Origin of the sequence: Leifsonia sp. NPDC056824 (genome assembly GCF_042789575.1) — a bacterium.
GTDB lineage: Bacteria > Actinomycetota > Actinomycetes > Actinomycetales > Microbacteriaceae > Leifsonia.
The window spans coordinates 341,015-358,842 of record NZ_JBHUAV010000002.1 but is presented as its reverse complement, the minus strand read 5'-3'; the positions used below and the strand labels follow the sequence as shown (position 1 = coordinate 358,842).

Here is a 17,828-nt window from a genome sequence, read left to right as displayed (position 1 = left end):
CCGGTGCCGCCCCGCCTGATCCTGATCAACGGCGTGCCCGCCAGCGGCAAGACGACCCTCGCGCGCGCCTGGTGCGCACGCCACGCGTCCGGCCTGCCGCTCGCCCTCGACATCGACGCGCTGCGCGCGATGCTGGGCGGCTGGCAGGACGACCTCCACTCGGCCGGCCTCGCCGCCCGCGACCTGGCCATCGCAGCGGCCTCCGTGCACCTCGGCAGCGGCCGGGACGTCGTGGTGCCGCAGTACCTGAGGCGGATGGAGTTCATCGAGCGGCTGGAGGCGACGGCCCAGCAGTGCGGGGCGATGTTCGTGGAGACGGCGCTGCGGATCGACGCCGGCGTCGCGGTGGAGCGGTTCGAGAGGCGGGCGGCGGAGTTGGGGGCGGCCGACATCTATGCCACGTTGCCCGGTGAGATGGGGGACGTTGTGGCGGACTTCGAGACGTTTCTACAGTCGCGGCCGCACGCGGCGAGGATTCCGGCCGGTGACGGAGCGCTGGCGGCGCTGGAGGCCGCTGTCGCGGCGGCGCGCTAACACAGGAAAACCCGCCCACATCTCCTGCGGATGGGCCTTCAGCAGGACTTTCGACGCGTGTCGCGGCCGCGGCTCCTGCGGTGGCGCTTCGTTGACGCTCAGGCGGGGGCGAGCACCTGGATGCCGGCCGCTCGGGCGGCGCGCGCCAACTCGGCGTCGTAGGTCACGATTTCATCCGCGCCGATGCGCAGGGCGGTCGTGAGATGGATCGCATCGTTGGACCGGAGCGGAGTCTGTGTGCCGGCGGAAAGCAGATCCCCCCGCGTGACATCGACCAGGACGACCGCGTCCAGAACCGCCGTGATCGCTTCGACCGCGACGGACGCGGGATTCCTCCCTGCGGCGCAGTGCAGTTCGGTGTGGAGCAGCCACGAGGATGCGAGCCGGCGACTCGGGTCGGAGAGGGCGACGACCAGCTTCGTGGACTCGCGCTCCTCGATGACGAGCTTCATCGCGGCGGAGGTGTCCAGGTAGGCGACCGTCACCAGCGGCCTCTGCTGTCCTCGATGATCTGCTCGGAGCTCAGCGGCGAGACCGTGCGCGTGATCCTCGCCAGCGCGTCGGCACCGGTGCGGGCGGCACGGGCCTCCCCGCGTGTCACGAGGCCGTCGAGCGGATCGCCGCCGGCCGGGACGATGATGGCGGCCAGGTGGCCGTTGTTGCTCACCTGCACCGACTCCCCCGCCTCGACGCGGCGAAGGATCTCGCCACTTCGGTTGCGCATCTCACGGTGCGTCACGGTTTCCATGCATCTGAGCGTAGCACGCCGTAGCACACTGTCGCACGGATGCGCGGCTCCTGCCGCGTCAACTCCGTAGGGCGGACGGGACTTGAACCCGTGACCGGCGGATTATGAGTCCGATGCTCTAACCAGCTGAGCTACCGCCCCGTGCGTCCTCCCCCAGGTCACTCCGGGGTGGGCACGCCGGGGGCCGCCGCCGTCACCGGGTCGGCCACCGGCTCTCCACGATACAGGCTCTCGAAGGTGCTGATCGTGGTCTGGATGTCGTGCGTCGCGACGATCCGCAGCGACGCGTTCTTGAGGACGTCGAGCTCCTCCTGCGGGAGGGTGAGCACGCTCTCCAGCTTGTCCGCCAGGTCCTGCGCGTCGCCGGGGCGGAACAGGTGGCCGTTCTCGCCGTCGTGCACCAGGTGCGGGAGCGCCATCGCGTCGGCCGCCACCACCGGGAGCCCGGAGGCCATCGCCTCCATCGTCGCGATGGACTGCAGCTCGGCGATGGACGGCATCGCGAAGACCGTTGCGCGCGTGTAGGCCTGGCGGAGCTCCTCGTCGGTGACGTAGCCGAGGAACCGCACCCGTCCGGCGACGCCCAGGCTCTCGGCGAGCGACTGGAGGTTCTTGAACTGGTCGCCGCCTCCCACGATCTCCAGCTGCGCGTCCAGCGACTCCGGCAGCAGTTTGACGGCGTTGAGGAGCACGTCGATCTGCTTCTCGCCGGTGATCCGGCCGACGAAGAGGATGCGGTTCGCCGTGCGCGGAGTGAAGTCCGGCCTGTAGTTGTGCGCGTCGATCCCGCAGGAGATCGCGTGCACTCCGCGGAGGCCGGTGGCCTTCTCCAGGAACTCGGCTGCGCGGCGGGTCGGGGTCGTGATCGCCTCAGCGCGGTCGAAGCTCTTGCGCGCGTCCCGCCAGGCCAGCGTCACGAAGGTGTGGTGCAGGAACTTCGGCAGCCGGGTGAACTCGATGATGTTCTCGGGCATCACATGGTTCGTGGCGACGATGCGGATGCCGCGCTTCTGGGCCTCGTAGGCGAGACCGCGGCCGACCACGATGTGCGACTGGAAGTGCACCACGTCCGGCTTCACCTCGTCGAGCACCCGGCGGGCGTTCGCCTTGCTCATCCACGGCAGCGCGAACCGCAGCCAGTCGTGCGGGTACCAGCGCCAGCTCCGCAGGCGATGAGCCGTGAGCTTCTCGCCCTCGTGCTCCTCGATCCAGGTTCCGTGGCGACGGCCGGCGGCCGGGGCGACGACGTGCATGTCGTGGCCGCGTGCGACCAGGCCGGCGGCGAGGCGCTCGGCGAAGCGGGCGGCGCCGTTCACATCCGGTGCGAAGGTGTCGCAGCCCATGAGGATGGTCATCGGCCTGTGCTCGGCCGGGGCGGGCGGGAGGTCGTGCGTTCCGCTCGTATCAGGCACGTAGTGAGTCCCTCACGGTCTTCGGCCGGGACGGTTCGCCCGGCGACGGTCTGAGCGCGCCGGGCGGTCGGACCGGCGATTCATCGCTTCAGTCTAGGCCGGATTCCCCTACGGGGTGGGCAAGCCTCTCGGTGAGCGGCGCGTCGAGGTTCGATTGCGGATGGTGCTTGGCGAGCTGGAACACCCCGTAGATCGCCACCGCGCCGGTGACCGCGAAGCCGAGCATCGCCCACCACGGCGCCCCGGCCGCCTCGTTGAGGACGACGATGCCGATGGTCACGGCGACCAGCGGGTCGATCACGGTCAGTCCGGCGATGACCAGGTCGGGAGGCCCGGACGAGTACGCGTTCTGGACGAAGTACGCGCCGAGCACTGCGGCCGCGAGCAGCGCGACGATGCACAGCACGAGCAGCCAGTCCCACTCCTGGTTGGAGATGCGGTCGATGACCACCTTGGCGAGCGTCGCGACGAAACCGTAGAGCACGCCGGCCCCGACGATGTACATGATCGCCTTGAACCGGTGCCGCAGGAACGCGAACAGCAGCCCGAACACGATGAGGACCACGGCGAGGATGATCAGGATGACGACGAGCGCCTGGGTGGTCACCGGTTGGTCGCGCGCGAAGATCGCGGCGATGATGACGAACGCGCCGACGCCGCCGACGCACAGCGAGATGGCGATGACGGACTTCCGGTTGAGCTTCACGCCGCTCACCCGCGCGTTCAGCACGCTCGTGATGACCAGCCCGACGACGCCGAGCGGCTGCACCAGGATGATCGGCGAGAGCTTCAGGCTGACCAGCTGGAACACGATCGCGAGCCCGAGCAGCAGCGTGCCGATCACCCAGGAGGGCCGCGCGAGCAGCAGCCCGAGCTGCCGGACGCTGAGCCCGGCCTTCGCGTCCTGGGTCTGCGCCTCCACCTTGGCGACGCCGTGGTGCTGCAGCTGGGCGCCGAGCGACAGGAACACCGCGCCGACCAGCGCCACCGGGATGCCCAGGAGCTGACTGGGCTGATAAGCCAGCTCGAGCGCGTCCATCAGTTCCGTTGCCACGCCACGACCCTACCCAACATGATCCCGATAGTCTTGCCGAATGGCCGTCCTTCCCATCCGGATCACCGGAGACTCCGTCCTGCACACCCGCGCGGCGGAGGTGACGGACTTCGACGACGCCCTCCGCACGCTCGTCGCCGACATGTTCGAGACGATGGACGAGGCGCCCGGCGTCGGACTCGCCGGGCCGCAGGCCGGCGTGCCGCTGCGCCTGTTCGTCTACGGCTGGACGGACGACGACGACGTGCTGCACCGCGGCGTCGCGATCAACCCGGTGCTGTGGCTCAGCCCGCTGGTGGTCGGCGAGCCGGACGAGGACACCGAGTCGGAGGGCTGCCTGTCGTTCCCCGGCGAGCGTTTCCCGCTGCGGCGCGCCGAATACGTCATCCTGGAGGCCACCGACCTGGAGGGCGAGCGGTACACAGTCCGCGCCCACGGCTGGCTCGCGCGCATCTTCCAGCACGAGTACGACCACCTGGACGGCGTGCTGTACGTCGACCGGCTGGAGCACCCGTACGGCAAAGCCGCGCTGAAGGCACAGCGGAAGAACTCGTGGGGCGTGCCGGGGCTGAGCTGGCTGCCGGGGCGGGACCACCTGGAGGACTGAAGCGTCTGTTTCGGGCCCCATTTGCCGTCACTCCAAGAGGTCGAGCGCGAATTCGTCGGCGTCCCCCGGAATGCACGGGCCCGACATGAAGAAGACAGCTGCGAACCCTGTGATATCAGCCTCGAAGAACACCCGGTCGGCGTCCTTCGGATACCTCACCTCGTAACCGGTTCCTTCGGGCAACGGTTCGACGGTCACCCCGTGATACCCCTCGGACTCCCACAACGCGGCGATCTCGTTCGCCACGGTCAGCGGCTCGAACGTCGCGTGCGTGGCCTCTTGGCGCATGTACTCCGCGCCCTCGCTCCCGTCGGGCAGGTAGCACAGCCCGTAGTCCGATGCGTGGACTTCCCAGCTCGTTCCACCGATGACCTCCCTCGTCGCTTCGAACAGTGCGACGAGGGCTGCCCTCGATTCGCTCGCGGTGGGGTATGCAGAGGTCATGGAGGTCGCCTTTCCGGTAGGAGGTTCCGCTGCTGCGCAGCCGGCGAGGGCCAGCGCTGCGGACGCGAGGGCTGCGAGAACTGGTGCCCGCGTGCTCATTTCGCCACCGCGTTCGGATAGCCCATGGTGTGCGCGGCCAGGTTGTGGAGAGCGCTGGTGCCGTTGTCGTAGTACCCGTATGCCTTGGGGTTACTGGCGTGGACCGTTGCCGCGTGCTCGGTGGTCCCGGCCGTGTCCTGCCCCTCGGGGGTCCGGGCGTTGTCGGTGCTGAACGGCACCGCGCCGAACTCAGCAGGATCCGCGCGACCGCCGGCCAGCCTGCCCACGGTGGCGACGGCGTCGGCGCTCGATTGCCCCGCGGAGATTCCGCCCCGGGGAACGTTCAACGGGACCGGTCGCGGGATCAGACCGGTTCGATCAATCGGCCCGTCTCTAGGCGGCTTACGCTCCAGGCGGATTCCCGCCGACCCGACGGACGCGAATGTGCCGGCGGACGCCAGTTTCAACGCTTCTGCCGCGACCGTCGAACCGTAGGAGAAGCCCACGACCGATAGATGCTTGGACCTCTCGGGCCAACCGCGGGACGCGAGCGTGCCCTCCAACGCTGCCGCCAACGACTTCCCTCCCACGCGAGCGGAATCATTCGCACCCACCTGAGCGACATCCCCAGGGGCGTCGTACCCCAACCACGCCACCACCGCGACCCGGCCCGAGGCCCCCTTCCGCGCGGCGAAGCGTTGCTGCTCGACGTAAAGGTTCCTGCTCGCGCTGGTCCACGCGCTCATGTCTTTGGCGACCGTGGTCATCATCCCGGGAATGTTGTACGTGACGTGATCGGCGGTGTCGAGGTCCCCGAGCGAGATCGCGGCCTTCGGATTCGTGCCGGCCAGGTCCAGCAGGAGCAGTTGCCGCGGAGGTTCACGGTTCTCCGGGTGCGGGCCGAGGGTCCTCCGGATCGCCTCGACCGCCCGCAATTTCACCTGTGCGGCGTCGTACCCGGGGTCGCCCTTCCCGATCGCCTTCAGCGCTGTGGCGAAGCGGGCCAGCTCGGCGCGATTCGCCGCCGAACGCGAGCCCGCGTCCACTCCGTCCATAGCCCCGATCACGCCCGGCTGCTCTGTCAGGTACTTCCGTCGGGCGCCCGGGGTCAGCGACGACCACCACTCCGCGACCTGCGCCGGGGTCATCGATCGCAGTCTCTTCGCCGGCACCAGGGGCGTGGACGACGCACCGGCCTTCGCCGACGCGGTGACGACCGCCCTCGCCGGCGCGGTCACCCGTTCCCGCGCGGCGTCGCGGAGGGCCCGGATCGCGCGCTCGAACTCGGCCACGAACTCCTCGGTCGCCCGGTTGAACGCGCTCACCTGCCGGCGCGCGTCCTCCTCCAGCTCCGCTGCCGCCGGGACCTCGTGGATCTCCGGGTAGTGCGTCGGGCCGTGCACGACCATCCACGCCTCGATCACCGTGGGGATGTCGTGCGCGTACAGCTCGTCCAGCGAGACCAGCAGCGCATCCCGCCGTCGGGCCAACTCACCGTGCGCGCGCCACGCGGTTTCGATCGCACGGAAGAGCTCCTGCGCGATCGTGTGCGCATGCTCGAGAGCCGTCCGGCCGGGCTTCACGTATCGGGCCACGACATCCGGCATCCTCCGCGACCGGAAGCTCTCCGCGAATGCGGTCTGCGCCGACTCCGCCTCCCGCGCGAACCCGACCATCTGCGCCGCCGTGTCGCGGAACACGACAGCAGCCTCGGCGACACGGGTCGGGTCCAGCTCCGCCAGATCGCGCAGGTCGCTCTCCCGGATCACGCTTCCTCCACCGCCAGTGGAGCAGCGCCGAGCAACGTCGCACCCCACCGGTCCGTCGCCTCCGCCCGGTCCACCGCGCTCTCCCCGACCTGTGCCAGCTTCCGGAAAGCGTCGCTCGTCTCAGCGGGCGCACCCACGATGTCTTCGACGACATCGCTCAATGCCGACCGCACGGGCGCGCAACGCATGGCGTACACGACCTCTGCACCAGCAGCCCGGAAAGCGGCTCCCGCTCTCGCGATACCTTCCGCTGCCGCCGTGACCCGTGCCGTCGCCGCCCGCGCCTCGTCGGGTCGAACCTCGATGTCTGCCATGACGTCGAATACTAGTGGGGCAGATTCCACCCCATGAGCGGCAGGGCGTCGGTCGCTACCGCAGCGGCACCCCGTGCACACCGTTGTGGTGCCGCAGCGCCGGGAACACGACGGACAGCGAGAACCCGACGCCCGGAACGGTCTTGGCATCCAGGACACCGCCGAACAGCGCCGCGCGCTCGCGCAGCTCATTGAGGTCCGGCCCCTCCACGTACGCGGTCATCGCCCGCAGGTCATCCTCCGCGCTGTACGCGGTCGCCTGGTCGACGCCGGCCCGGTCGAGGCCGCTGCGCCGTGCCGCGGCCCGGATGCCGTCGTCGTCGACCGTGACCTGGAGGCCGTCCGGCGTCCAGGCCATCGCCACGACGGCCGTCGTGCCGGGGCCACCGTGATCCAGGGCGTTCCCGAGGCTGGTCTGCAGGATGCGGAAGACGACGAGCTCCGCGCCCTGGCGCAGCTCGTAGCGCTCCCCCGTCTCGGAGAACGTCACCTCCAGGCCCGCCTCCCGCATCACCCGGAACAGGTCGCGCGCGGAATGGAGGCCGGGTGCCGGCAGCACCTCGCGGCCTCCCTCGGCGACGGCGTTCTGCATGCGGCGGAGGTCGGCCAGGGCGTCACGGGCCGAGGTCTCGATCGCGGCGGCCGAGCGGGAGGCCGCCTCCGGGTCGGCGCCGGCCGCGTAGCGCATCCCCTCGGCCTGGTTGACGAGCCGGGAGACGGCGGCGACCGCGACATCCCCGAGCTCGCCGATGATCCGGAACCGGCCGGACTGCTCCGCGAGCTCCAGCTCGCGGTCGATGCGGTCCCACTCGCGCTCCTCGCGCGCGTTCTGCGCGCGGCGCCGGCGGGTCCGCTCGAGGAGCCAGAGCACCGCGAACACGACGGCGGCGGCCACTGCGGCGGCCGGGAGTACGAGGGAGAGGGGGGTCATGCTGGTCCTTCCGGCCGGGGGCGCGGCCCGGACGATCATATCCGGGCCGCGCGACGGGGAGGACCGGAGCGGTCAGGCGCTGTCGCCGCGGTTGGCGCGCAGCACCTCCAGACGGGCGCGGTACTCCTTCTCGTCGATGTCGCCGTTGGCGTAGCGCTCGGCGAGGGTCTGCTCGGCGGCGCGGGTGGCGCCGTGCGGGCCGTTCGGGCCCCAGCCGTAGCCTCCGCGCGCGGCGGCGGCGCGGCGCCAGCGGCGGCCGAAGACGCCGAAGATGAGGAAGAAGATCCCGATCCAGAAGAGCGGGATCAGGAACCACCACCAGCCGAACCAGGGGCCGCCACCCCAGGCGACGACGGCGCAGGGGGCGGCGGCTGCGAGCGAACTGAACATGGTGCATCCAATCGGTGAGTGGTCCGCGGCTTTCGCGGAACCGTACTCAGCCTCGCCGTGCCGGCCGCGCGGCGAATCCGCCGGCGGGAGACACTTGGGCTACTCCGACGGGAGCAGCAGGGCGCTCACCGTTTGCCGGGCTGCACCAGCCCCGTCTCGTAGGCGACCACGACCAGGTGCACGCGGTCGCGCGCGGCCAGCTTGGTCATGATGCGCGAGACGTGCGTCTTCGCCGTCAGCGGGCTGAGGAACAGCCGCTCCCCGATCTCGGTGTTGGTCAGCCCGTGGCCCACCAGCGCCAGCACCTCCCGCTCACGCTCGGTCAGGTCGCGCAGCGCCTCCGGGTCGGGCGCCGGCCGCAGCCCGCCCGCCACGCGCTCGATCAGCCGCCGCGTCGCGCCGGGCGACATCAGCGCATCGCCCACGGCCACCACCCGCACGGCGCGTAGCAGCTCCACGGGCTCGGTGTCCTTCACCAGGAAGCCGCTCGCGCCAGAGAGGATGGCCTGCGCGACGTAGTCGTCCAGCTCGAAGGTGGTCACCATCACAATCCGCGTGCCCGCCAGGTCCGGGTCGGCGGTGAGCTCCCCCGTCGCCCACAGGCCGTCACCGTCCGGCATCCGGATGTCCATCAGGACGACGTCGGGATGCGTCTGCCGGGCGAGGTCCACGGCCTCCCGCCCGGTCGCAGCCTCGCCGACCACCTCCAGGTCGTCCTCCGCCTCCAGCAGCGCGCGGAAGCCCGCGCGGACGAGATGCTGGTCGTCCGCCAGCAGCACGCTGATCCTGCCGTCCTCTGTCATGCGTCGTCCGCCTTCCGCAGCGGGATGCGAGCCTCCACCGTCAGTCCGCCGCCCTCCGTCGCGCGCGTCTCGAACCGGCCGCCGAGCAGCTCCGCGCGCTCTCGCATCCCGATCATCCCCTTGCCGTCGGTCTCGCCCTCGGGGAGCCCGCGACCGTCGTCCGCGACCGTCAGCACGTACTCGCCGCCGTCCTCGCCGAGCCGGACGGAGACCGTGCGTGCCTGCGCGTGCCGGCCGATGTTGGTCAGGGACTCCTGCACGATCCGGTACAGCGCGAGCTGGGAGGCGGCGGAGGGCACCGAGGTCAGCGCGTCGTCGTAGCGCACGTCGAGCCCGGCGCGCCGGTACGTCTCGACCAGGACGGGGATGCGCGCCAGGTCCGGCTCCGGCGCCCGCGAAGCCGGATACCCTTCGGCGCGCAGGAAGCCGAGCACGCCGCGCACCTCCTCCAGCGCCTGACTGCTCACGGACTTGATCGCCTCGAGGCTCTCCCGCGCCTTGTCGGGCCGGCTCTCGAACAGATGGAGACCGACCCCGGCCTGCACGCTGATCTGGGACAGCGAGTGCGCGAGCACGTCGTGCAGCTCGCGCGCGATCCGCAGCCGCTCGGCCTCCGCGACGGACTCACGGCGTGCGGCGACCTGGCGGGAGACCTCCCGGTAGCGCTCGCGCCGCCCGCGGATCGCCTCACCGACACCCACCAGGAGGGTGAGCACGAGGGCGATGACGAGCGGCCGGATGACGGCCTCCGGCCTCCCCACCAGCAGGTATGCGCCGAGCGGCCCGACCACGGCGACCCCGGCCACCGTCCACCAGGCCCACACCCGTGCCGAGCGCACCACCGCGCCGACGACGGCGAACGCCAGCGGCACGGCCGCGAGCGGCGGCCCCATCGTGAGGGCGATCGCAGGGGTGCAGAGCACCGCGATCGAGACCAGCACCGGGCCGGGGTACACGCGGGCGAGCAGCAGCAGGAAGGAGGCCGCGAAGGCGACGAGGACGGCCGCCAGCGTCAGCGGGTCGGCCGCCGCCGTGTGCGCGGCAATGAGGACGCCGGGGAGCTGCAGCAGCACTGACAAGACCACCGGGAACCAGATCGTCCCGCGTGGCCGCCGCCCCGACCACCCTCGGCCGTCGGGCCAGCCCGGCCCGTGCGGACGGGAGTCGGCGGACGGGTTCCAGGGCATCTCCTCATGCTAACGAGCGTAGAGGGGGCGTGGCGTGGCCCGCGGGGAGTCTTCGGGGTACTCCCCCGGGAGTACTCAGCCGCCGATCACGGATTGTGCTCGGCGTCGAAGATCTCCCCGTCGTCGCCGTCGCCTTTCGGGAACAGCGGCCCGAAGGCCGGTCCCCCGAAACTGGTCAGCCCGGCCTCGCGCTCCAGTGACGCACGCCGTTCGTCGGCGTCGTTCTCGTACTCCTCGACCGCGTCGTCCGGCTGCTCGGAGTCACGCTCGTCCCGGTCCCTGTGCTTCATGGCCGCATCGTAGCGATTCGCGGGCCGTCTGGGGCGTATTCCGTTTGCGGCATGGGACTGGCTGGGGCGAGGCGCTTGCCACAACGGTAGAACGAGTAGTTCACTATGGCAATGAGGAATGCTCAGTTAAATACGGCCTTCGAATCCCCTCGCACGGCCGACTCCCGCTACGCCTCCCTGGACGGCCTCCGCGGGGTCGCCTCCCTCATCGTCGTCGGCTATCACGCGCACCTCGTCGTGCCCGCCGTGTCCGCGATCTACGTCGACAAGGTCGCTCCCGACGCCTTCACGCCCGAGTGGTGGCTGTACGCCACGCCCCTGCGGCTACTGTTCGCCGGGCACGAGGCGGTCCTGGTGTTCTTCGTGCTCTCCGGCTTCGTGCTGACGCTGCCGCTGCTGGTGCGGGCGTCGACGGCGCGGTCGACGGTCGCGTACTACGGCCGGCGTGTGGTGCGGCTCTACCTGCCGGTCTGGGGCGCACTGCTCTTCGCGCTGACGCTCGCCCTCGCCGTGCCCCGCGATCCGTCGGTGGGAGGCTGGCTCGGCTCGCATCTGCCGCCCACCGTCCACGACGTGCGGCAGGATGCCGTGCTGCTGTTCGGGACCTCGAACCTCGACAGTCCGCTGTGGTCGCTCACCTGGGAGGTCTGGTTCTCGCTGCTGCTGCCGCTGATCTTCGTGCTGATCCGCGTGACGCGGGCGCAGCGCTGGTGGTGGGCGACCATCCCGGTGCTCATCGGTCTCTCGACGCTCGCCCGCTTCGACGGGGTCCGTGCGAGCCTTCCGTCATCGTGGCTGACGGCGGACATGCTGGAGTACCTGCCGGTCTTCGGCATCGGGATGCTGCTGGCCTTCCAGAAGGAGCGCATCCGGGCCGCGGCCTCCCGCATCCGGGTCTGGTGGCCGATCGTCGCCGGCGCGCTCCTGCTCACGGTCTCCCCCACGCTCGTCGCCCCGCCCGGGTGGGGCCCGCGCCAGGCGGGCGGCTACGTGCTGAGCCTGGTCGGCGTCACGGTCATCGTCGCGCTCGCGTTCATCGGCCCGCTCCGGAGGCCGCTGGAGGCCCGGCCGGTGCAGTGGGCCGGTCGGCGCTCGTTCAGCATCTACCTCGTGCACGAGCCGATCATCGTCGCGACCGCGCTCGTCGTCGGCGTCTCGGGATGGCGACCGTGGATCGCCGTCGCGATCCTGCTCGTCCCGGTCGTCCTCGTGATCGCGCACTGGTTCTACGACGCGGTCGAGCGGCCGTCGATCGGCCTGTCCCGCCGTGTCGGCCGCCTCATCACCTCGGCGCTCCCGGAGCGGAACCGTCACGCCGAGGCGGGTGAACAGCACCTGAACTCGGCCGACGACGACGAAGGCCCGGAGGTCTCAACCTCCGGGCCTTCGCCTGTGTTTCCGCTCCCCGACTTGGACTCGAACCAAGAACCTGCCGGTTAACAGCCGGCTGCTCTGCCAATTGAGCTATCGAGGAATGCTTTATCAGCGAAGCTACTCTAGCAAGACTTCGCGCGCCGAGTGAAATCGGCTCCGCACCCCGCGCGCGTCGCCGTCAGTACCCCAACTCCGGGTCCACGCGGCCCACGAAATCGCCGTCGCCGAGGAACGCGCGCACGTTCGCACGGACCCGCTCGGCGAGCAGCGGAGCGACCATCTCCGACGTGTCCGCCTGGTGCGGCGTGATCAGGCAGGCGTCCTCGGACCACAGCGGGTGGCCGTCCGGGAGCGGCTCGGGGTCGGTGACGTCGATGCCCGCACCGGCGATCTCCCCGGCGCGGAGGGCGCGCAGCAGCGCGTCGCTGTCGACCAGGCCGCCGCGGGCGATGTTCACCAGGTACGCCGTGTCCTTCATAGCGGCGAACTCGGCGTCGCCGAACAGGTGGCGGGTGCCGCCGGTGAGCGCGGCGGCGACGACGACCACGTCGGCGTCCGGGAGGACCTCGAGCAGCCGGTCGGAGCCGACGGTGCGCTCAGCGCCCGGCACGGCCTCCGACGAGCGGCGCACGATGGTCACGCGGGCGCCGAACGGCGCGAGCAGCACCATCAGCTCCAGCGCGATCCCGCCTGCGCCGATGATCACGACGTTCCTGCCGTAGAGCGAACGGCCCTCCTCGAGGGTCGACCAGGAGGTCGCCCGCACGCGCTTCGGGAGGACCCGCAGCAGCGCCAGGGTGAGCGCCAGGGCGTGCTCGGCGACGGGCTGCGCGTAGGCGCCCTTCGCGCTGGTCCAGATCAGGCCGGGACGGTCCTCCGACGCGATGATGCCGGAGAATGCGTCGACGCCCGCGAACGGGAGCTGCACCCAGCCGATGCCGGGGTGCGCCTCCAGTACCGGCGGGAAGGCGGCGGCGTCCTTGTTGGACAGCCAGACGACGCCGCGGGTGCGGTCCGAGAGCGGCTCGACGGTGCCTCCCGCGGCCTCCACGGCCGCGACGAACGAGGGCTCGGCGGTAGGGAGTACGGCGATCGGTCCGGGCTCCGGACGCTCGCCCGGCGCGAGCGGGACTCCGCCCGGAGCGAGGACGGCGCGGTGCTGCGGCGTGGATTCGGTCACGATTCCTCCTGTCGGGGACGGTCTGCTACTTCGCCGCGATCTGCGGCCGGCGCTCCCGCCGGCGCGCCGGCGGCTTCAGCGCGTCCGCCAGCCCGCGCACGAACGGATGCGACGGGTCGGCCAGCACGTCCTCGATCGGCCCGTAGGCGATGGGACGGCCGCCCTGCAGCACCAGCGAGTTGTCCGTAGCGCGCCGCAGCACGGCAAGGTCGTGGCTGACGATCACGGCCGTGAAGCCCTCGTGCGTCCTCAGCTGGGCCAGGAGGTCGATCACCGCGTCGCGGACCGTCGCGTCGATGCCGGCGGTCGGCTCGTCGACGACCAGCACCTGCGGGCCGAGCACCAGCGCCTTGGCGAGAGCGACGCGCTGCCGCTGCCCGGCGCTGAGCTGGTAGGGGTACTTGTTGAGCACGCTGAGCGGGAGGTGGACGGTGTCCAGCATGAGCGCGGCCCGCTCCCCCGCCGCCCGGCGGTCGTAGTGCTCGTCGCGCTCGAAGATCGGCAGCGAGACGTTGTCCTGCACCGACAGCGACGGCTCCAGGGTGGCGGCGGCCTCCTGCGGCAGGTAGCCGACGTGGAAGGTCACCTCGGCCAGGTCGCGCTTGCGCGCGTGCCTCAGCGAATGCCCGAGCACGGTCGCGTCGCCGCCGCTGATCCGCGGGCCGGGCTCGCCGGAGCGGAGGGGAAGCCCCCGCCCGGCGAGCACCGCGGCCAGCGTGCTCTTGCCCGAACCCGTCTCGCCCAGGACCCCGAGCGACTGTCCGGCCTCCAACTGGAAGCTCACCCCGCGGAGGGCGACGCACGAAGGGCTGACGCCCCTGGCGGGATATTCGACGGACAGGTCGCTGACGAGGATGGCAGGTTCGGAACTCACATGATCGACCCTAGGCGCTCTCGCCTGCGAGAGCGCGCAGTGCCTCCCGCCGGTCGGCCTGTTCCACCGGGTCCGGCACCGGAAGGGAGGCCAGCAGCCGCTGCGTGTACGGCTCGCGCGGGTTGCCGAGCACCTCGGCGCCCGTGCCCTCCTCCACCAGCTTGCCGCGGTGCAGCACCGCGATCCGGTCGGCCAGGAGGTCGACGACGGCGAGGTCGTGGCTGATGAACAGCGCGGCGAAGCCGAACTCGCGCTGGAGGTCGGCGAACAGTTCCAGCACCCGCGCCTGCACCGAGACGTCGAGCGCCGAGGTCGGCTCGTCGGCGATCAGCAGGGTGGGCTCCAGGGCGAGGGCGCGCGCGAGGCTCGCCCGCTGCCGCTGGCCGCCGGAGAGCTCGTGCGGGAACCGGTCGCCGTAGCTGCGCGGCAGCTGCACGGCCTCCAGCAGCTCGTCCACCCGGGCGCGCGCGGCCGCGGGCGAGGACGCCCTGCCGTGCACGACGAGCGGCTCCGCCACGCAGTCCGCGATCGTGAGCAGCGGGTTGAAGCTCGACGCCGGGTCCTGGAACACGAACCCGATGTCGCTGCGCACCTTGCGGAACTGCCGCTCCTTGACGCCGTTCATCTCGATCCCGAGCACTTCGAGCGAGCCGTCGGTGACCTTGCCGAGACCGGCGATGGCGCGGCCGATCGTCGTCTTGCCCGAGCCGGACTCGCCCACCAGGCCGAGCACCTCGCCGGGGCGGATGTCGAAGCTCACGCCGTCGACCGCCACGAACCCGGGGCGGCCGAGCCGGCCGGGGTACTGGATGCGCAGATCGCGCGCCGCGACCACCGGAGCCGCCTGGGGACGCTCGGCGCGGGCGATCGCCCGGTCCTGCGTCGCGACGGCGCCCTGGCCGATGTGCGGCACGGAGGCCAGGAGCTTCCGCGTGTACTCGTCCTTCGGCGCGGCGAACAGCGTGCGCGCGTCGGCCTCCTCCACGACCTTGCCCTGGTACATGACCGCGACCCGGTCGGCCAGGTCGGCGACCACGCCCATGTTGTGCGTGATCAGCACGATGGCCGCGCCGAACTCGTCGCGGCAGCGCCGCAGCAGGTCGAGGATCTCGGCCTGCACGGTCACGTCCAGCGCGGTGGTCGGCTCGTCGGCGACGATCAGGCCCGGGTTCAGCACCAGCGCCATCGCGATCACGATGCGCTGCTTCTGGCCGCCGGAGAACTGGTGCGGGTAGTACTTGACCCGCTTCTCCGGCTCGGGGATGCCGACCAGGCGGAGGACGTCGACCGCCTTCTTCTGCGCCTCCTTCTTCGACAGCTTGCCGTGGGCGCGCAGGCCCTCGGCGATCTGCCAGCCGACCTGGAAGACGGGGTTCAGCGCGGTGGACGGCTCCTGGAAGACCATGGCCACGTCGGTGCCGCGCACCTCCCTGAGCTCCTTCTTGTTCAGCGAGATGACGTCAGCCTCGCTGGCGCCGTCCTTGCTGCGCAGCACCACGGCACCCGAGGCGGTCGCGGTCTCCGGCAGCAGGCCGAGGATGGTCTTGGCGGTGACGGTCTTGCCCGAACCGGACTCCCCCACGATCGCCAGCACTTCGCCGGGCGACACGCGCAGGGTGACATCTTCGACGGCCTTCACGGCGCCGGCGTCGGTTGAGAAGGTCACCGACAGGTTCTCGATGGTGACGACGTCGCTCATGGCTTGACCTCGATTCCGTGCTCGTCGAACGACTCTCCGCCTTCAAGTCCGTCGATTCCGCCGGGGCCCGCCTCCAGCGGACCGCCGGGGACGACGGAGGTCTCGGCCACCTGACCGGACGCCACAGCGGCGCGGCGGCGGCCGCGCAGGCGCGGGTCGGCCAGATCGTTCAGGCTCTCGCCGACGAGCGTGATGCCGAGCACCACGAGCACGATCGCGAGACCGGGGTAGATGGATGTCCACCAGATGCCGCTCGTGACATCCGACAGCGCCTTGTTGAGGTCGTAGCCCCACTCCGCCGCGGCGGTCGGCTCGATGCCGAAGCCCAGGAAGCCGAGAGCGGCGAGCGTCAGGATGGCGTCCGACGAGTTCAGCGTGAAGATCAGCGGCAGGGTGCGGGTCGAGTTGCGCAGCACATGGCGGAACATGATCCGGCTGTTGCTCGCTCCGACGACCTTGGCCGACTCGACGTAGGCCTCCGCCTTGATCCGGACGACCTCCGAGCGGATGACCCGGAAGTACTGCGGGATGTAGACCACGGTGATCGAGATCGCAGCGGCGAGGATGCCGCCCCAGAGACTGGACTGTCCTCCCGAGATCACGATCGCCATGACGATCGCCAGCAGCAGCGACGGGAACGCGTAGATCGCATCGGCGATCACCACGAGGACCCGGTCGACCCAGCCGCCGAAGTAGCCGGAGACCAGACCGAGGATGACCCCGGCGAAGATCGACAGGATGACCGCGACGACGATCACCAGGATCGCGGTCTGCGCTCCCCAGATCACGCGCGAGAACACGTCGTAGCCGCCGACCGTCGTGCCCCAGATGTGCGCGGGGCTCGGCGGCTGCTGCGAACCGAACTGTCCGTGCGCGTCCTTGAGCTGCGCGAAGCCGTACGGTGCGATGACCGGCGCGAAGATCGCGACCAGGATGAACAGGGCGGTGAGCACCAGCCCGACGATGAGCATCCCGCGCTGCAGTCCGACGGACTGGCGGAGCTGATGCACGACGGGGAGTCTGCTCCAGATGGATCGCTTGCCCGAGGCCATGTCAGTACCTCACTCTCGGGTCGATGAGCGCCGCGATGACGTCGACGATGAAGTTCGTGAGCGCGACGATGACGGCGAGCAGGACGACCATGCCCTGCACCGCGACGAAGTCGCGCGCCTGAAGGTAGTGGGAGAGCTGGAAGCCCAGACCCTTCCACTCGAAGGTGGTCTCCGTCAGGATCGCGCCGCCCAGCAGCAGGGCGATCTGGAGGCCCATGACCGTGACGATCGGGATGAGCGCCGGACGGTAGGCGTGCTTGCGCACCAGCCGGCTCTCGCTGACGCCGCGCGAGCGGGCCGCGTCCACGTAGTCGGTGGAGAGCGTGCCGATCACGTTCGTGCGCACCAGCCGCAGGAAGATGCCCGCGGTCAGCAGGCCCAGCGTCACGGCCGGCAGGACGGCGTGCAGCAGCACGTCGCCGACCACCGCAGGGTCCCCGGTCATGAACGCGTCGATCAGGTAGATGCCGGTCTTGTTCGGGAGGGTCTGCATCTCGATCTCGGAGCTGGTGGAGGCGCGCCCCGCGACGGGGAGCACGTTCAGCCAGATCGAGAAGATGAGCTTGAGCACCATGCCGACGAAGAACACCGGCGTCGCGTAGCAGAGGATCGCGAAGATGCGCAGCGACGCGTCGCCCCACCTGTCGCGGAAGTAGGCCGCGAGCAGGCCGAGCGGGATGCCGACGATGAACGCGACGATGAGGGCGTAGAACGCCAGCTCGAGGGTCGCCGCGCCGTACGTGATCAGCACCTGGGTCACGGGCTGGTGGTCGGTGAAGGTCGTGCCGAAGTCGCCGCGGAGGATCTGTCCGAGGTACTCGAAGTACTGCACGAGGAGCGGCCGGTCGTAGCCGGCCTCGTGGATGCGCTGCTGCAGCTGCGCGGGAGGGAGCTTGCCGCCGAGTGCCGCCGTGATGGGGTCACCGGTGGACCGCATCAGGAAGAAGACGACGGTGACGAGGATGAAGATCGTCGGGATGATGAGAAGCGCGCGGATGACGAGGTAGCGGCCGAGGCCGCCTCCCGTCCGTCGACGCGCCTTGATACGTTCTGGCCCGGCAGTGGGGGCTGCCGGGGTACTGACGGTCGCTGTCATGGAAGCCAATCGTGGGTGGTTCGTGGGTGAG

General features: G+C 70.7%; 20 protein-coding genes and 2 tRNA genes. 3 read left to right on the top strand and 19 right to left on the bottom strand.

The features are described from left to right. Nucleotides 1-3: 3 nt before the first annotated feature. The gene (locus tag ACFRFH_RS11065) at nucleotides 4-534 is read left to right on the top strand and encodes an AAA family ATPase (protein WP_382463058.1); all 531 of its coding nucleotides are present in this window, start codon (nucleotides 4-6) and stop codon (nucleotides 532-534) included. A 98-nt stretch (nucleotides 535-632) separates the two neighbouring features. On the opposite strand, the gene ACFRFH_RS11060 is transcribed toward ACFRFH_RS11065, so the two are convergent. From ACFRFH_RS11060 to ACFRFH_RS11040, 5 genes are all read right to left on the bottom strand, one after another. Then, complete coding sequence (locus tag ACFRFH_RS11060) at nucleotides 633-1,019, bottom strand: type II toxin-antitoxin system VapC family toxin (protein ID WP_382463057.1); 387 nt, start codon at nucleotides 1,017-1,019, stop codon at nucleotides 633-635. Further along, on the bottom strand, nucleotides 1,016-1,282 hold the full coding sequence (locus tag ACFRFH_RS11055) for a type II toxin-antitoxin system Phd/YefM family antitoxin (protein ID WP_382463056.1): 267 nt from the start codon (nucleotides 1,280-1,282) through the stop codon (nucleotides 1,016-1,018). Before ACFRFH_RS11055 ends, ACFRFH_RS11060 begins: the two co-directional genes overlap by 4 nt. A 67-nt stretch (nucleotides 1,283-1,349) precedes the next feature. Next, nucleotides 1,350-1,423, bottom strand: a tRNA-Ile gene (locus ACFRFH_RS11050). 17 nt (nucleotides 1,424-1,440) lie between these two features. Beyond that, the gene (locus tag ACFRFH_RS11045) at nucleotides 1,441-2,694 is read right to left on the bottom strand and encodes a glycosyltransferase (protein WP_382463055.1); all 1,254 of its coding nucleotides are present in this window, start codon (nucleotides 2,692-2,694) and stop codon (nucleotides 1,441-1,443) included. 88 nt (nucleotides 2,695-2,782) lie between these two features. Further along, on the bottom strand, nucleotides 2,783-3,748 hold the full coding sequence (locus ACFRFH_RS11040) for a DMT family transporter (protein ID WP_382463054.1): 966 nt from the start codon (nucleotides 3,746-3,748) through the stop codon (nucleotides 2,783-2,785). A 40-nt stretch (nucleotides 3,749-3,788) separates the two neighbouring features. Between ACFRFH_RS11040 and def the strand changes: the two genes are divergently transcribed. After that, nucleotides 3,789-4,355 (top strand): peptide deformylase, encoded by a 567-nt coding sequence (gene def / locus ACFRFH_RS11035; RefSeq protein WP_382463053.1) that lies wholly within the window; start codon nucleotides 3,789-3,791, stop codon nucleotides 4,353-4,355. Nucleotides 4,356-4,382: 27 nt separating this feature from the next. Here def and ACFRFH_RS11030 read toward each other — a convergent pair whose 3' ends face one another. The 8 genes from ACFRFH_RS11030 to ACFRFH_RS10995 form a co-directional block, all read right to left on the bottom strand. Then, complete coding sequence (locus tag ACFRFH_RS11030; RefSeq protein ID WP_382463052.1) at nucleotides 4,383-4,799, bottom strand: hypothetical protein; 417 nt, start codon at nucleotides 4,797-4,799, stop codon at nucleotides 4,383-4,385. Nucleotides 4,800-4,894: 95 nt separating this feature from the next. Beyond that, complete coding sequence (locus tag ACFRFH_RS11025; RefSeq protein WP_382463051.1) at nucleotides 4,895-6,445, bottom strand: alpha/beta hydrolase; 1,551 nt, start codon at nucleotides 6,443-6,445, stop codon at nucleotides 4,895-4,897. Nucleotides 6,446-6,603: 158 nt separating this feature from the next. Further along, nucleotides 6,604-6,921, bottom strand: a complete 318-nt coding sequence (locus ACFRFH_RS11020) for a hypothetical protein (RefSeq protein WP_382463050.1) — start codon at nucleotides 6,919-6,921, stop codon at nucleotides 6,604-6,606. A gap of 55 nt (nucleotides 6,922-6,976) precedes the next feature. Further along, entirely contained in the window at nucleotides 6,977-7,852 is an 876-nt protein-coding gene (locus ACFRFH_RS11015) for a sensor histidine kinase (protein ID WP_382463049.1), read from the bottom strand. A gap of 72 nt (nucleotides 7,853-7,924) precedes the next feature. Continuing rightward, nucleotides 7,925-8,242 (bottom strand): hypothetical protein, encoded by a 318-nt coding sequence (locus tag ACFRFH_RS11010; protein ID WP_382463048.1) that lies wholly within the window; start codon nucleotides 8,240-8,242, stop codon nucleotides 7,925-7,927. Nucleotides 8,243-8,367: 125 nt separating this feature from the next. Continuing rightward, nucleotides 8,368-9,045 carry a response regulator gene (locus tag ACFRFH_RS11005; protein WP_382463047.1) on the bottom strand — a complete coding sequence of 226 codons (678 nt, stop codon included), beginning with the start codon at nucleotides 9,043-9,045 and terminating at the stop codon, nucleotides 8,368-8,370. Continuing rightward, a complete protein-coding gene (locus tag ACFRFH_RS11000; protein WP_382463046.1) occupies nucleotides 9,042-10,232 on the bottom strand; it encodes a histidine kinase in 1,191 nt (396 codons plus the stop codon). The genes ACFRFH_RS11005 and ACFRFH_RS11000 overlap by 4 nt, the downstream gene beginning before the upstream one ends. An 86-nt stretch (nucleotides 10,233-10,318) precedes the next feature. After that, nucleotides 10,319-10,522: a hypothetical protein gene (locus tag ACFRFH_RS10995; protein WP_382463045.1), complete on the bottom strand. Its 204-nt coding sequence runs from the start codon at nucleotides 10,520-10,522 to the stop codon at nucleotides 10,319-10,321. Nucleotides 10,523-10,627: 105 nt separating this feature from the next. On the opposite strand from ACFRFH_RS10995, the gene ACFRFH_RS10990 reads away from it, so the two are divergent. Then, the gene (locus ACFRFH_RS10990) at nucleotides 10,628-11,962 is read left to right on the top strand and encodes an acyltransferase family protein (RefSeq protein ID WP_382463398.1); all 1,335 of its coding nucleotides are present in this window, start codon (nucleotides 10,628-10,630) and stop codon (nucleotides 11,960-11,962) included. On the opposite strand, the gene ACFRFH_RS10985 is transcribed toward ACFRFH_RS10990, so the two are convergent. The 6 genes from ACFRFH_RS10985 to ACFRFH_RS10960 form a co-directional block, all read right to left on the bottom strand. Further along, a tRNA-Asn gene (locus tag ACFRFH_RS10985) sits at nucleotides 11,924-11,996 on the bottom strand. The two genes, ACFRFH_RS10990 and ACFRFH_RS10985, sit on opposite strands and share 39 nt — an antisense overlap. Nucleotides 11,997-12,074: 78 nt before the next feature. After that, a complete protein-coding gene (locus ACFRFH_RS10980; RefSeq protein WP_382463044.1) occupies nucleotides 12,075-13,076 on the bottom strand; it encodes a D-isomer specific 2-hydroxyacid dehydrogenase family protein in 1,002 nt (333 codons plus the stop codon). 25 nt (nucleotides 13,077-13,101) lie between these two features. Next, nucleotides 13,102-13,950 carry an ATP-binding cassette domain-containing protein gene (locus ACFRFH_RS10975; RefSeq protein ID WP_382463043.1) on the bottom strand — a complete coding sequence of 283 codons (849 nt, stop codon included), beginning with the start codon at nucleotides 13,948-13,950 and terminating at the stop codon, nucleotides 13,102-13,104. Nucleotides 13,951-13,960: 10 nt separating this feature from the next. Continuing rightward, nucleotides 13,961-15,649: a dipeptide ABC transporter ATP-binding protein gene (locus ACFRFH_RS10970; RefSeq protein WP_382463042.1), complete on the bottom strand. Its 1,689-nt coding sequence runs from the start codon at nucleotides 15,647-15,649 to the stop codon at nucleotides 13,961-13,963. After that, nucleotides 15,646-16,701 carry an ABC transporter permease gene (locus ACFRFH_RS10965; protein ID WP_382463041.1) on the bottom strand — a complete coding sequence of 352 codons (1,056 nt, stop codon included), beginning with the start codon at nucleotides 16,699-16,701 and terminating at the stop codon, nucleotides 15,646-15,648. Before ACFRFH_RS10965 ends, ACFRFH_RS10970 begins: the two co-directional genes overlap by 4 nt. A 1-nt stretch (nucleotide 16,702) precedes the next feature. Next, nucleotides 16,703-17,797: an ABC transporter permease gene (locus ACFRFH_RS10960; protein WP_382463040.1), complete on the bottom strand. Its 1,095-nt coding sequence runs from the start codon at nucleotides 17,795-17,797 to the stop codon at nucleotides 16,703-16,705. Nucleotides 17,798-17,828: the final 31 nt, after the last annotated feature.